The 13700-nt window shown below is 67.2% G+C and carries 11 protein-coding genes; 7 read left to right on the forward strand and 4 right to left on the reverse strand.

From position 1 onward, the window contains the following. Nucleotides 1-337 precede the first annotated feature (337 nt). Entirely contained in the window at nucleotides 338-709 is a 372-nt protein-coding gene (locus tag C8J25_RS02360) for a hypothetical protein (protein WP_244186675.1), read from the reverse strand. Between the two features lie 187 nt (nucleotides 710-896). Here C8J25_RS02360 and C8J25_RS02365 point away from each other — a divergent pair, with 187 nt between their 5' ends. From C8J25_RS02365 to zwf, 5 genes are all read left to right on the forward strand, one after another. After that, nucleotides 897-2369 (forward strand): FAD-binding oxidoreductase, encoded by a 1473-nt coding sequence (locus C8J25_RS02365; protein ID WP_244186679.1) that lies wholly within the window; start codon nucleotides 897-899, stop codon nucleotides 2367-2369. A 62-nt stretch (nucleotides 2370-2431) separates the two neighbouring features. Continuing rightward, on the forward strand, nucleotides 2432-3217 hold the full coding sequence (locus C8J25_RS02370; RefSeq protein WP_107952090.1) for a SapC family protein: 786 nt from the start codon (nucleotides 2432-2434) through the stop codon (nucleotides 3215-3217). Nucleotides 3218-3238: 21 nt separating this feature from the next. After that, entirely contained in the window at nucleotides 3239-3787 is a 549-nt protein-coding gene (locus tag C8J25_RS02375; protein WP_107952091.1) for a cytochrome b, read from the forward strand. A 247-nt stretch (nucleotides 3788-4034) separates the two neighbouring features. After that, nucleotides 4035-5582, forward strand: a complete 1548-nt coding sequence (locus tag C8J25_RS02380; protein WP_167397640.1) for a cation:proton antiporter — start codon at nucleotides 4035-4037, stop codon at nucleotides 5580-5582. An 83-nt stretch (nucleotides 5583-5665) separates the two neighbouring features. Then, nucleotides 5666-7165: a glucose-6-phosphate dehydrogenase gene (gene zwf / locus C8J25_RS02385; protein WP_244186681.1), complete on the forward strand. Its 1500-nt coding sequence runs from the start codon at nucleotides 5666-5668 to the stop codon at nucleotides 7163-7165. Between the two features lie 116 nt (nucleotides 7166-7281). Here zwf and C8J25_RS02390 read toward each other — a convergent pair whose 3' ends face one another. From C8J25_RS02390 to C8J25_RS21255, 3 genes are all read right to left on the reverse strand, one after another. Beyond that, the gene (locus C8J25_RS02390) at nucleotides 7282-7569 is read right to left on the reverse strand and encodes a hypothetical protein (protein WP_107952094.1); all 288 of its coding nucleotides are present in this window, start codon (nucleotides 7567-7569) and stop codon (nucleotides 7282-7284) included. Between the two features lie 28 nt (nucleotides 7570-7597). Beyond that, nucleotides 7598-7828, reverse strand: coding sequence for a hypothetical protein (locus tag C8J25_RS02395; protein WP_056047557.1), 231 nt, complete (start codon nucleotides 7826-7828; stop codon nucleotides 7598-7600). 89 nt (nucleotides 7829-7917) lie between these two features. Beyond that, nucleotides 7918-10299: a hypothetical protein gene (locus C8J25_RS21255; RefSeq protein ID WP_279628712.1), complete on the reverse strand. Its 2382-nt coding sequence runs from the start codon at nucleotides 10297-10299 to the stop codon at nucleotides 7918-7920. Nucleotides 10300-10431: 132 nt separating this feature from the next. Here C8J25_RS21255 and C8J25_RS02405 point away from each other — a divergent pair, with 132 nt between their 5' ends. After that, complete coding sequence (locus tag C8J25_RS02405) at nucleotides 10432-11703, forward strand: Xaa-Pro dipeptidase (RefSeq protein WP_107952095.1); 1272 nt, start codon at nucleotides 10432-10434, stop codon at nucleotides 11701-11703. Nucleotides 11704-11989: 286 nt separating this feature from the next. Continuing rightward, nucleotides 11990-13408 (forward strand): hypothetical protein, encoded by a 1419-nt coding sequence (locus C8J25_RS02410; protein WP_107952096.1) that lies wholly within the window; start codon nucleotides 11990-11992, stop codon nucleotides 13406-13408. The last annotated feature ends 292 nt before the right edge of the window (nucleotides 13409-13700 follow it).

The following is a 13700-nucleotide window of genomic DNA, read 5'->3' on the forward strand; positions in this document are numbered from 1 at the left end:
CAAGCGTTCCGGCGCTCGCCGATTTAGCGACAAATGTCAAGGAAACGCGGTGAATCGAGGGCGGGGAGGGGGTCTTGGACGGGAAAATACCAATTACCCGTGGCGTCCGCATACTCTGAACGACGTGCTGGTGCATCTATTCACCGGATGCGCCACCCCGGCGGAGGCCGGGGCCCAGTTGGAAAGGTCGCAGTAACGAACGGCAACGCAGAGTTGGCGGACGTCACCCAACTGGACCCCGGCCTTCGCCGGGGAGGTGCTTGTCGGATGCTGGCGCTTGTCGAACTTTGATAGGATGGGGCGAACAGGCAGTGAGTTGCGCGCCGAAGCGACCGCCCTACTTCTTCTTGGCCCGCAAGCTCTTGAACCCCTCGATCTGGCATCGTGCACCCGAGCGCATCCGGATAGCGTCGCGATCCTTGCAGATCATTCCGTCCGAGCCCGGCCTCAAGTAAAACCCCGAATAATAATCGAGCGGCTTGCAGTCGCCGTCGAGCCGCGCGCGCAGCCGCGTCGTGTCGTCCATCACCAGATCGACCGCGCCATCCTTGTTGAGCATCGCACCCGCGATCTCGTCGACAGCGATGCATTTGGGGCCCTTATGCTCCTTCCACTCGGTCGGCGGCGCATAGGTGCGGACGGGGGCTCGGCTCATCCGGGGCACACGGATGATGATGCGTTCGTGGATCGAGACCTGGGCGATCTGCATGCCATCAAGCTCGAATCCCGAAGACTGCCCGGACGACGGTACATCGCGCAATGCCACAACGAAGGGACTCGCGAGCGCGAGCAAAGTGGCGGGTATCGCGGGGTGAATCATGGTGTCTGGATCATGCTGACGTAATCGTTAGCGCCTGTCGTTGAACGCGCGATGAATTTTGTCTAGCGCCGCGTACATGGCCGAAATTCAGTCAGCAGTCCTGACGCCTTCGCAGACGGCGATGCTCGAATCGCTCTCCTCGCGGCTCGACGCAAAGGCGATCGTCACCGACCCCGCCGACATCGAACCTTGGCTGCACGATTGGCGCGGCCGCTTCCATGGTGCCGCGCCTGCGATGCTCGCACCGGCCTCGACCGCCGAAGTCGCGCTGATCGTCGCGGCCGCCGCCGAGCACCGCGTGCCGCTGGTCGCGCAAGGCGGCAACACCTCGATGGTCGGCGGCGCGACCGCTCCCGCCGACGGCAGCGCGCTGATACTGTCGCTGCGTCGCCTGAACCGTATCCGCAGCCTCGACACCGACGCCGGGCTTGCCGTCGCTGAGGCCGGCGTGATCCTCGCCGAACTCGACGGCACCGCGCAAGGGCAGGGGTGGCGCTTCCCGCTGACGCTCGGTGCTCGCGGCACGGCGACGATCGGCGGGCTCGTCTCGACGAACGCCGGCGGCACGCAGGTGCTCAAGTTCGGTACGATGCGCGGCCTCGTCGCGGGCGTCGAGGCGGTGCTCGCCGACGGGACGATCCACGACGGCCTGTCCGCGCTCAAGAAGGACAACCGCGGCTACGACCTCGACCAGCTCTTCATCGGCGCAGAGGGCACGCTGGCGATCGTCACCGCCGCCACGTTGCGTCTCGCCCCTGCGATCGCAGCGCGTGGCACCGCCTGGGTCGGCATCGCGTCACCCCAGGCCGCGCTGAAACTCCTGCGCACGATGCAGGCGAAGACCGGCGCGATCGAGAGCTTCGAAATCCTCCCCGCCGAGTCGCTCGACGCTGCCATCGCGCACCTCCCGAACGCCCGAGCGCCACTCGCCGGCCGCCACCCCTGGCACCTCCTGATCGAGGCCACCTCAGCCACCACCGAAGGCGAGTCCCCCGCCGCGTTGCTCGAACGCCTGCTCGGCAAAGCGCTCGAGGACGGCGCGATCGAAGACGCCACGATCGGCACGAGCGAAGCCCAGTCCACCGCGTTCTGGCTGCTCCGCGACTCGCTGTCCGCCGCCGAACGCGCGCTCGGCCCCGCGACGCAGCACGACATCTCGATTCCCGTCGAGACGATGCCGCGCTTCATGATCGATGCGGCGGCGGCATGTGACGCGCGTTTTCCCGGCACGCACGCGAGCGGCTTCGGCCATCTCGGCGACGGCAACGTCCATTTCCACGTCCGCGCCGCGCCCGGCACCGACTCCGCGCACTGGTATGCCGAGGACGCGCCGGTCGTCACCCGCTTTGTCGGCGACCTAGTGACGGCGGCCGGTGGCTCGATCTCCGCGGAGCACGGCATCGGCCAGATGAAGCGCGACGAACTCGAACGCCTCTCGTCGCCCGCCCGCATGACCGCGCTCAGGACGATCAAGTCCGCGCTCGATCCGCTTGGCATCCTCAACCCCGGCAAGCTCGTCACACTTGCACGCCCGCCCGGCGCACCATAGAGCCTCGCCCCAATCGGTGGCATGAGCCACCGGCATTTCGACCGACCGATCCGGAGAGTAACATGGCCAGCACCGCCCAGCTTCCGCTTTTCTATAATGGCCTCGAGCCGCTTTCGAGCGACACGCACGCCAACTACAAGGTCCGCCCGCAGGACAGTGCGCCGTTCCTGGTTGGCCAGCATGCGATCCCGATCACCGTCGACGAGTTTCCGCTGGTCCAGCGCCACATGCCTATCGTCTTCTCGGTCGGTGACGACGCGATCCCGCTCGCGCTGATGGGCCTGAACGAGGGCGTCAACGTGTTCGTTGGCGAAGACGGCAAGCTGACCGAGAACACGTTCTACGTCCCCGCCTATGTCCGTCGCTACCCGTACATGCTCGCCCGCCTGCACCCGGAAGCACAGGAGCTGTCGCTCTGCTTCGACCCGACCTCGCAGGCGATCGGTGATTTCGAGGACGGCGATGCGCTGTTCGAGAACGGCCAGCCGACCGAGCTGACCAAGAACATCCTCGGCTTCAACGAGTCGTTCGAACAGGCCGGCGCGCGCACGCAGAACTTCATGAACGAGCTGCGCGAGCTCGAGCTGCTGATGGACGGCGAAGTCACGATCCAGCCCGACGGCGCCGACCAGCCGTTCGTCTATCGCGGCTTCCAGATGATCAACGAGGAAAAGCTGATCGACCTGCGCGGCGATGCGCTGCGCAAGATGAGCAAGTCGGGCATGCTTCCGCTGCTGTACGCACACCTGTTCTCGCTGTCCCTGATGCGCGACATCTTCGCGCGCCAGGCCCAGCTCGGCATGACCCCGCAGCAGCAGATGCCCGCCCCGGCGCAGTTCAACGTCTGACCCTGATCCGAGGAGTTGACCATGGCAGCGCAGGATCGTCCGGATCGATATTCGAGCGTAGCGATCTGGTTTCACTGGACGATCGCGCTGCTGGTCATCCTCAACCTCGCGGTCGGGCTGCTGCACGACTCGGTCCCGGCGCTGCGAAGCTGGATGGGCGCGCATCAGGCGCTCGGCCTCGCGATCCTTGCGTTGACCGCGGCGCGGATCGCGTGGCGGCTGGCGCACCGCCCGCCGCCGCTCCCCGCCTCTACGCCGGTGTGGGAGCGTGCGCTGGCGCATGGCTCCCACATTTTGCTATACGCACTGATGCTCGGCTTGCCGATGACCGGCTGGATGATGGTGTCGGGCGGCGGCAAGCCCGGCGGTGTGAGCATCTTCGGCTTGTTCACCGTACCGTATCTACCCGTCTCGAAGGCGACAGGGCATTTCGGTCACAGCGCGCACGGCGTACTCGGCTGGGTAATGCTTGCGCTGGTGGTGTTGCATATCGGCGCTGCGCTGCGCCATCACCTGCTGCTTCGTGATCCCGTACTGATGCGGATCGCCCCGGTACTAAGACGTCGCTGAACCGCCCGTCATCGCATCCGCGTCAAAAAAATTGCGTGTGCGGTGCAACAAGGGTTGAACCAAAACGGCGCTCACCCATTTAGATCCTGTACGGCATCGTGTCCCCCCCTTTCGCGGCGCCGTACGGGACGCTTCTAGCGTCCCTCCTCCCTGAACCTAGGCCACTCCGTGCGACATGCACGGGGTGGTTTTTTTTGGCCTGCGCGATGCGGTGGGCCCGTCCTCTCCTCCCACCCGTTGCGTGCCCGTGGAATTATTCGAAAGTCTCGACGTCATCCTGCTTGCCGCGCTGGTCCTGCTGGTCCTGGCGCGCAAGCTGAACGTGCCGTACCCGACCTTGCTGGCGGTGGCCGGGATCGCCTTTGCGGCGTTGCCGTTCGCGCCGAAGATCACGGTCGAGCCGCACCTAGCGCTGGCCTTGTTCATCGCACCTGCGTTGCTCCACGCCGCGTATCACACCAGCCCGCGCGCCCTGCGGCGACACTGGTTCCCACTGCTGAGCCTCGCCGTGTTCGCCGTACTCGTCACCGCCGCAGCGGTCGCGCTAGTCGGTGTCACGCTAGGCGGTTTACCGCTAGCCGCCGCGTTCGCCTTGGGAGCGATCGTCGCACCGCCCGATGCCGCCGCATCGGAAGCGGTGCTCGGCGAAGTCGGCATCCCCCGCCGCGGCCTGTTGCTGCTTCAAGGCGAGAGCCTTCTCAACGACGCCACGGCACTGTTGTTGTTCGGCCTCGCGGTGGCCTTCGCGACGCATTCGGACACCCCAGTGACGCCGCTCGCGCTCGCGGCGGCGGTGCCGGGCGGGATCGTCCTCGGCGTCATCGCCTCATGGCTGTATCTCCGCGTGACGCCGCTGTTCGCGCGGACGCTCGGCGCTAGCCTCGCCGATTTCGCGGTGACATTCGGCATCTGGCTGCTCGCCGAGCGGCTGCATATCTCGCCGGTGCTCGCGGTCGTCACGTTCGGTATGATCGTGTCGCAGCGCCGCCCGATCGGCCAGCCCGCACGCGATCGGTTGCAGGGGGCGGCAGTGTGGTCGGCGGCGGTCCTCGTCCTCAACATCATCGCGTTCGCGCTGATGGGGCTTCAGTCGCGCGACGTGCTGGCCGGCCTGCCCGCCGCCGAGCGCTGGCCCGCGATCGGGTTCGCCGCCGCGGTGCTGGCGACCGTGCTCGTCACGCGCATCGCGTGGGTGTTCTTCGTGCGGTTCGTCGAGGGCGTGATCGCCAACCGCTACGCGCCGTCCTGGCTGCCCAAGCCGCCCCCCTGGAACGCGTCGATCATCCTGTCCTGGTCGGGTATGCGTGGCCTCCTGACGCTGGCGACCGCGTTCGCGCTGCCACGATCGGTGCCGGGCCGCGACCTGATCGTGCTGGCGGCGTTCGGCGTCGTTATCGGCACGCTCGTGCTGCAAGGGCTCACGCTCGGCCCGTTGATCCGCCGTCTCGATCTCGGCGCGGACACGGGGCTTGCCGACGAGATCGCCCCGGCGCGCAAGCGACTGATCGATGCAGGGCTAGCCGTCCTGCCAGCACGCGAAGGCGCGGCGGCGGATGCGTTGCGGTTCCGCTACGGCGCGGCGGGCAAGGTCACCGCGGAGGCCGACGATCCACAGGCGACCTCCGAATTCGACGAACTTCACTTGGAGATGATCGCCTGCCAGCGCGTCGTGCTCCACGAAATGCGCGACAAGGGCGAGGTGGCCGAGGATGTCTATCGCCGCCTGCAGGAGGAACTCGACTGGGCGGAGGTCGACGCGCGTGCGTTCGGGGACAACATCCTCACGGCGACCTGAGGGCGTGCGGGGAACATCGACACACGCTACGCTGTTTCAGAGAACCACCGTAGAAAGGGTCGATGCATGTCCGAGGCGAATTCGTGAGCAAGTCCGTAAAGCCCGCACCGCCGACGACGCTTGTGATCTTCGGCGCATTTGGTGACCTGACCCGCCGCCTGCTGATGCCGGCACTGATCAACATGACCCGGCTCGGGCTGGTCGGTAACGATTTCCACGTGCTCGGCGTGGGCATCGACGAAGGCAACGACCAGTCGCTGCGTGAGGTGCTCGGCACTTTCGACGCGAAGGGCGGCGAGGGGGCAGGCGAGAAAGGCGACGCCTGGGCACGGCTCAAGGACCGCGTCGGCTATCTCCAGGGCGATTTCACGAAAGACGAAGTTTACGAACAACTGAAGGGACGCGTGAAGGGTAACGTCGCGTTCTACTTCGCGGTGCCGGCCAAGTTTTTCGGCGACATCGTCGACAAGCTCGCCGAGCACGGCCTGATGGCGGAAGCGCCGCACGCGTTCCGCCGGATCGCGATCGAGAAGCCGTTCGGGCATGACCTGGCGTCCGCACAGGCGCTCAACGCGCGTATCCTGTCCAAGGTCGGGGAGGCGCAGGTCTACCGGATCGACCATTTCCTCGGCAAGGAAACCGTCCAGAACATCATGACCGCGCGGTTCGCGAACATGATGATCGAGCGCGTCTGGAATTCGGACTGCATCGCGCACGTCCAGATCACCGCCGCCGAGACGGTCGACGTCGGCACCCGCGGCAAGTTCTACGACGGCACCGGCGCGCTGCGCGACATGGTCCCCAACCACCTGTTCCAACTGCTCGCGATGGTCGCGATGGAGCCGCCCGCGAGCTTTGATGCCGAGGCGATTCGCAACGAAAAGGGCAAGGTGCTCAAGGCCGTTCGCGTCTATTCGCCCGGCAAGGCGAAGCGCAACGGCGTCCGCGGGCAATATACCGCGGGTAAGGTGAAGGGGGTGGATGTCCCCGCCTACACCGCCGCGCCCGACGTGGCGCCGGACAGCCGGACCGAGACCTATGTCGCGCTGAAGCTGATGGTCGACACATGGCGCTGGGCGGGCGTGCCGTTCTACCTGCGCACCGGCAAGGCGATGACGTGTCGCGACACCGAGATCGCGATCACCTTCAAGCCGGTCCCGTTCGCGTCGTTCCCCGGTGCTGCCGCCGACATGCTGCCGCCCAACCGCCTGATCATCCAGATCCAGCCCGACGAGGGGCTGAGCATGGACATCAACATCAAGCGTCCCGGTCTCGAAGTCGCGACTGCGCCGATCGCGCTCGATTTCCGCTATGCCGACGAATTCGATATCGGCCACCTGACCGGGTACGAGTCGCTGATCTACGACCTGTTCGTCGGCGACCAGACGCTGTTCCAACGGGCAGATGCGATCGAGGCGGGCTGGGCCGCGGTGCAACCCTTCCTCGACCTTTGGGCGCATGATGCCGGGATGCCCGAGCCGTACGAGGCGGGTACGCTCGGCCCGGCCGCGGCGGATGCACTACTGGCGCACGATGACCACAGCTGGCACGAACTCGCGCCCGCGGGGAAGACGGTGCCCTGACTTTCACCCCTCCCTGAAAGGGAGGGGCAGGGGGGTGGGTCGGCCGCTCGGGACGGACGACGTCCGCCAACAGGCCGCCCCCCCCCAACCCCTCCCTTTCAGGGAGGGGAGCAGGGTCAAACCCGCTCGGTCAGCTCGATCTCGCCCTCGACCTCCATCTCGTCCTCGTCGCCCATCTCTTCCATGTCGGGCATCGTGAAGTCCGCCTTCCAGTCATAGACCTTCTCGACCCCGCCCTGCACCCAGACGCGAACTGCGCCCGAGGTGATCTCGCCGCCCATCGCGCCGACGAAATCCGCCACGAGCGAATCCGCCGCATCCTCGTGGTCGGTCGCGCCCGGAATCGTCGCGGCGGTCATTTCCTCATCGAGTTCGATGATCTGCGCCCAATATTGCTTCGCCATGTGATGCTCCTGCGTAGATAAAAAGCCGTCAGCCGGCGGTGATAATCGGATGATCCTCGCGCAGCCGGTCCGCCAGCCGCTCGACCGCGTCGACCTCGCTCGCGCTGCCCGACGGCGTCACTGCCCAGTTGCAATGCGCGTGCGTCGCGAGGCTGTAGACCTTCACGTCGCCGACGATCAGCCGCCACCGCCGCCGGTCGCCGCTATTGTACCGGACGAGGTTGGTGACGAACAGGCTCTGGAGATCCGATGCGGTCATCCGCGCCCCATAGCGACAATCGCCCGCCCGCCGCCACCGCAAACGGGCCAGTGATGATCACGATTAGGTCGCGTGTGAAATGGCGAACGCTACGAACCGACTGCGATCGACGCCGTCACGCCCGGATCGTCCCGCACCCGCAGGAACAGCGTCCCGCCGACCGGCTTCGGCACCGCGAGCGAAGCCCCGGTGAACCCGTCCGGCACGCGAACCGCGTCGGCAAACCCAGCATTCGCCGCAATCGACTCGATCAGGAACAGGTCGGTCCCGGTCAGCGTACAGGTCTCCTTGCACACGACCCCAGCCAACGTCGGCGTCCGCACCAGCGTCGTGAGCGGCACCCAATCCCCCGCAACGCCGCCTTGCACCAGTCGCCATTTGAGCGGCCCATGCGCGGAAACCCCGAGCGCCTTACCCGGCTCCATCGACACTACAGCGATCCGGTCGTCCTGCACCGTCAGCCCGCGCCCCGACGTGACATTGGTCGTCATCGCGCCATCCGCCGTCGCGATCTCGACACTGTCGCCCGCAGAAAATCGCGTTCCCTCGGCACGCAACGAGAAGGTCAGGCGGGCATCCTGCGCGATCGCCGTATCGCCGGCCAGCACCACCGGCAGGCCAGGGGAGGGTGGCACGACCACGCTTTTCGCGATCAGCGTCGCCTTGGGCCGCGCCGCCGCGACGGTGAACTTTACCGACCGCTTCCGTCCATCGGTCAGCGTCACGAGCGCCGTCTTCGCCTGGCCCGCCGCGAACGTCGGCACCGTACCCGCCACCAGCGCCAGCCGATCCGCCTTGTCCGCCCGCACGACGTCGCCCGGCTTGAACGCGGCCCCGTCGATCGTCATCGATGCCACCAGATCGAGCCGTGTCCCACTCAGCGTCCCCGACGCATCGCCGGCATACAGCGTCAGGCCATCGATCCGCCCCGCCTCGGCGAGCGCGGTCAGCGCGATCTTGTCCGGCGCCTCGACCCCGTATTGCTTGACCAGCAGCGTCAGTTTCCCCGGCGCGGTCTTCGCGAGTGGCAGCGTCAGTCCGATCCGGTCGCCAGTCGTCGTCCAAGCCAGCGGCACCTCGCCCGAGGCTCCAACTAGCGTCACCGCCTCGACGCAGCTCGGCGTCGGCCCGGCGAGCGCCACCGAATTGTCGCGCCCAACCACCAAGTTCTCAGGATCGGTATCGACCATCGTCCACCCGCCCGCACGCGGCACCTGCAACCGAAACCGCGGTCCATCGAACGGCGTGAAGCCCCAGCGGCCGTGCAACGTCGCATCGGTCACGCTGCTCAAGCCTGCAGTCTGCATCCCGACCTGATCCAGCACATAACCCCCGCGCTCGGCATCGGCCTGAACGGGCAACTCCACCACGCCCCCCTGCGGAGTCGTCACCCGCAAGCTCATGTCGTGCGCGAACTTGGTCGCATAGATCAGCGGTGCCCCCTCGACCGGCAGCACCAGATCGGGCTTGGCCGCACAGACCAGCCGGTCCGACTCCGCGCGCCGCATCGTGGGCGTCTGCGGCGCACCCGTCTCGATCACCGGCATTGCCACGACCATGACCGACTTCGGGCTGGCGAACGACGGCGCCGCGTTCAGCAGCAGCGCCAGCCGATCGTCATGCGCCCTCGCCAGTGCCGGAATATAGCGGAACTGCGTCGTCTGGAACGCGCCGAAGATCTTCGCCAGATCGCGCACCACGCCGATATACGGGCTGTAATAGCCAAGCCCGCCCTCCGGCGTCGCGCTCAGCTGCAGCGCCAGATCGGTCGGCGCACCCACCAGAGTATCCGCCAGCGTCGAACTCTGCCCATCCGCCAGCACCAGCGAATCGCGGCTCTGCGTCAGGCAGGAGGCTTGCAGGTCCGCCGCGAGATCGAGGCATTCCGCCTTCAGCTTGATCGCCAGGCTGCGCGACAACAACGGCGAGACCGCCTCGATCCGCTCCGGCCGCGTCCGCTCCAGCGCATGGATCCCATCGAGAAACGCATCGAGTCGCGCCCGATCCAGCGACGCTTGGTCGAGATCCTGCACCGCGCGCACGAACGCCCCCGGCTGCTTGCGCACCGCCGACACGACAGCATCGAACCCGCCGCTCTCCGGCACCAGGAACACCACCAGTTGCCGCGCGCCCTCCGGTACCGTCAACGCCAGCGCGTTCTTCTTCGCCTTCCACGTCTCCGCCTTGAAGAACCACGACTTCGGAGGCGGCTCGGTCGCCCCGCGCAGGAACGCCGCGACCAGCAGATAGCGCGCGCCATCGTCCTTCTTGCCAACGGCCAGGTCCGCCGCGATCGACACGCGGTCGCCGGTCGCGAGTCTCGGCACCTGCGCGATCGGCAACGTCGTCGTCCCATGCGTCACGCCGACGCGCAGGCTGGGCCCGGTCAGGTCGAACGGTGCCGGATCGGCGCGCGCAGCCAAGGGCACCAGCGCAGCAGCCAGCGCGCAGAACGGAAGAAATCGAAGCATCATCACGGGCGATCTCGTCGTCGGAAGCATCACAGATGGCCTGTACCGGTGTCGATAATAGGGCAAGACGCGGCACTTGCCCGATCGCCCGCGGTACCGCACACAGCGCGTAACACGGGGAAGGGGACCTACATGATCGCGCGCATTCTCATCGCGACGCTACTCGCGACGACCGCCGCCAATGCCGATGCCAAAACGGTCGTCGTCACCGCAGCGCACATGATCGATGTCCTTGCCGGCAAGCGCGTCGACAACCCGCAGGTGACGATCGTCGATGGCCGCATCACCGCGGTTGGGCGCAAGGGCGACGCGGTGCCCGCCGGCGCCGAACGCGTGGATCTGGGCGAGCGCACGTTGCTCCCCGGCTTGATCGACATGCACGTCCATCTGACCAGTGACCCGACGCTCAGCGGCTATCGGCAGCTTGAGTTTACCGACAATTTCTGGACCGTCGTCGGCGTCGCCAATGCACGGAAGACGCTCGACGCAGGCTTCACCACCGTCCGTAACGTCGGCTCGGCCAATTACGACGACGTCGCGCTGAAGCAGGGGATCGAGCGCGGCTATGTGCCCGGTCCGCGCATCGTCCCCGCCACCTACGCGCTTGGCGCGACCGGCGGCCACTGCGACGCGACCGAATTCCCGCCTTCGATCCAGGTGCCGCACCCGCAGATCGCCAACACCCCCGACGAGTTTCGCGGCGCGGTGCGGACGATCCGCAAATACGGTGCCGAGGTGGTGAAGGTCTGCATGACGGGCGGCGTCCTCTCGAAGACCGACGCCGTCGGCGCGCAACAGATCAGCCTCGCCGAGATCAAGGCGATCGTCGAGGAAGCGCATATGCTCGGCATGAAGGTCGCGGTCCACGCGCACGGCGCGGAAGGGATCAACGACGCATTGCGCGCGGGCGTCGACACGATCGAACACGCCAGCCTCGCCGACGCGGAATCGTTCAAGCTGGCCAAGGCGAGCGGGGCGTGGTTCGACATGGATATCTACGACGACGACTATATCCTTGCCGAGGGCGCCAAGAACGGGGTTTTTCCCGAGAGCCTCGAAAAGGAACGTCAGGTCGGCCTCAAGCAGCGCCAGACCTTCCGCGCCGCGCACGCCGCCGGGGTGAAGATGCTGTTCGGCACCGACGGCGGCGTCTACCCCAACGGCAACAACGCGCTCCAGTTCGCCAAGATGGTCGAATGGGGCATGACGCCGCTGGAGGCGATCCAGGCCGCCACCTCCAGCGCCGCGATCGCTCTAGCGAGAACCGCGGACGTCGGTGCGATCCAGCCAGGCCGGTTCGGCGATTTCGTCGCGGTCGACGGCGATCCGCTCGCCGACGTCCGCCAGTTGGAACACCCCGCCTTCGTGATGAAGGGCGGCGCAGTGGTCGTATCGCCGAAATAAACGAGGCGTCTTGATCCTCCCCCGCAAGGGGGAGGTGGCTGGCCCTTGCCAGACGGAGGGGGAGGTAAGGGAAGCACCCTGATCTGTGTTCTCGGCCTCGGACACCTGCGGCTACGCCCGCCGCTGGCAAGGGGGGGGGGCAGTCAACCGACGCCCAGCCGCTCACACGCCACTAACGTTTCACCGCTACCCAGAAGCAACTCGTCGCATCACGGGTTGCCGTCGGGTCACGTTCAGCCTCCCCCGCCCACAACGCCGCGACGACCGCGCGCAGGGGATTTCGACGATGACGACCGATCGCGGGGCGCTGGCCGCCCTGCTCGCCACCATGACCGTCCTGGCCGCCACCGCGACTCCGGCGGCCGCGCAAACCGAGCCGGCCGCACCCGTGCGTGGCCTGGAGCGCCTTCAGACCCCCGGCACGCAGGCGAACCCCGACGCCACCGCGATTCCGGTGCCCGCCGCGCCGACGATCGTCCTGCCGAACACCACGCCCGCTCCACGTCGCACCCCGCGATCGAGCGCTGCGGCAAAGCCCGCCACGGATCGTGCGACCACGCAACGTGCAGGCGCCGAGCGCCCGACGACCGAAGCGCCCACGCGCGAACGAGCAACCACCCGGACGACGCCGGAACAAACGACCCGACCACGCGCTTCGGACGACGAGCCAACGCGTCCGCCGACATCGGCCGAACCGGCGCCCGTCGCCACGCCCACGCCCGACCCCGCTCTTCAATCGTCGCCATCGCAGACCCCGACCACCGAGGTGGCGCCGCAATCCTCCGCGCCGCAGCCCCCCGCGTCGGTGCCGGCAACGACGCCATCCCCAACCCCGGAATCCACGCTCTCGACGCCGGAAGAGGGCAGCACGATGCCGCTGTGGCTTTCGCTGACGGCGATTGTCGTGGTGCTCGGCGCGCTGTGGGCGCTCCGCCGCAAGCCGCGCAGCCACCGGTACGAGAGTGCCGAACCCGAAGCCTATGTCGAGCCGACTCCGCCGCCCGTTGCGGTGAAGCCGGTCGTCGCCCAGCCTATTGCCCCTCAGCCAGTCGCCTCCAGGCCGGTCGTCTCCGAACCGGCCGAAACCCCGGCGGCCGTCACCGCTGCTACCGCATCTGCGATTGCACCCGTGGCTGCCGTGCCAATGGCCGCACCCAAATTCCTTGAACCGAGGGGCAAGGTGCCGCCCACGCCGCCAGTCGCCGCGCGTGCCCGGCTGACCTGCGAACTGCGCCCGTTGCGCGCCGGTCTCAACCTGCTCAGCGCAACCGTCGAGTGCGAACTCGTCGTAACCAACACGGGCACCGCATCGGCCGAAGCGATCCGCACCGGCGTCGCGTTGCTCACCGCACACGCCGATCAGGATCAGGACCTTGCGCAGTTCAATGCGGCGCCCGTCGTGCGGCCCGTCGCCCCGCCGTTCGCGCTGGCGCCGGGCGAAACGCGAACCATCCGCACCGTCACGGCGGTTGCCCGCGAGGCGATCCGGACGATGACCGCGGCTAACCGGCCGATGTTCGTGCCCGTCGTCGCGACCAACATCCTGTACGTGACGGCTGGCGACGAGGCGCAGGCGACGCGGGCGTGGGTGGTTGGCATTGAGCGCGTCGACTCAGCGAAGCTGGCGCCGTTCTGGCTCGATGCGCCTGCACGGATGTACACGACGGTTGCCGCGCGGCCGCATGCGGTGACGTTCGATCGGTAGGTGAGGGGCTCGCGCGGCGTGCTGACCTTCGACACCCGGTCATGTCCTTGCTTCGAGCGGTAACACCGGGCGTACACGTAAAACTTGTTTCCCCGCGAAGGCGGGGACCCAGACTGGGCTCCCGCCTTCGCGGGAGAACAATGCCGCAGTTGCGGCGGAGGCTGGACAGCGCAGCTATGCCGCAGAAGGCTGACTGCTTTGGTCCGACGCCCATCACTACGCGCGCGACTGGTTGCGGAACCTTGGATGCGCATCGGAACCGGCGTGAAGCGAGCTCTGCTGGAATGAGCAA

This window comes from Sphingomonas faeni, assembly GCF_003053745.1.
GTDB lineage: Bacteria > Pseudomonadota > Alphaproteobacteria > Sphingomonadales > Sphingomonadaceae > Sphingomonas > Sphingomonas faeni.

What these genes read in the sequence shown, in the direction of transcription:
- C8J25_RS02360 (WP_244186675.1), bottom strand. Translation starts at nt 709, where the DNA reads ATGCAGATCGCCCAGGTCTCGATCCACGAACGCATCATCATCCGTGTG.
- C8J25_RS02365 (WP_244186679.1), top strand. Translation starts at nt 897, where the DNA reads ATGGCCGAAATTCAGTCAGCAGTCCTGACGCCTTCGCAGACGGCGATG.
- C8J25_RS02370 (WP_107952090.1), top strand. Translation starts at nt 2,432, where the DNA reads ATGGCCAGCACCGCCCAGCTTCCGCTTTTCTATAATGGCCTCGAGCCG.
- C8J25_RS02375 (WP_107952091.1), top strand. Translation starts at nt 3,239, where the DNA reads ATGGCAGCGCAGGATCGTCCGGATCGATATTCGAGCGTAGCGATCTGG.
- C8J25_RS02390 (WP_107952094.1), bottom strand. Translation starts at nt 7,569, where the DNA reads ATGGCGAAGCAATATTGGGCGCAGATCATCGAACTCGATGAGGAAATG.
- C8J25_RS02395 (WP_056047557.1), bottom strand. Translation starts at nt 7,828, where the DNA reads ATGACCGCATCGGATCTCCAGAGCCTGTTCGTCACCAACCTCGTCCGG.
- C8J25_RS21255 (WP_279628712.1), bottom strand. Translation starts at nt 10,299, where the DNA reads ATGCTTCGATTTCTTCCGTTCTGCGCGCTGGCTGCTGCGCTGGTGCCC.
- C8J25_RS02405 (WP_107952095.1), top strand. Translation starts at nt 10,432, where the DNA reads ATGATCGCGCGCATTCTCATCGCGACGCTACTCGCGACGACCGCCGCC.
- C8J25_RS02410 (WP_107952096.1), top strand. Translation starts at nt 11,990, where the DNA reads ATGACGACCGATCGCGGGGCGCTGGCCGCCCTGCTCGCCACCATGACC.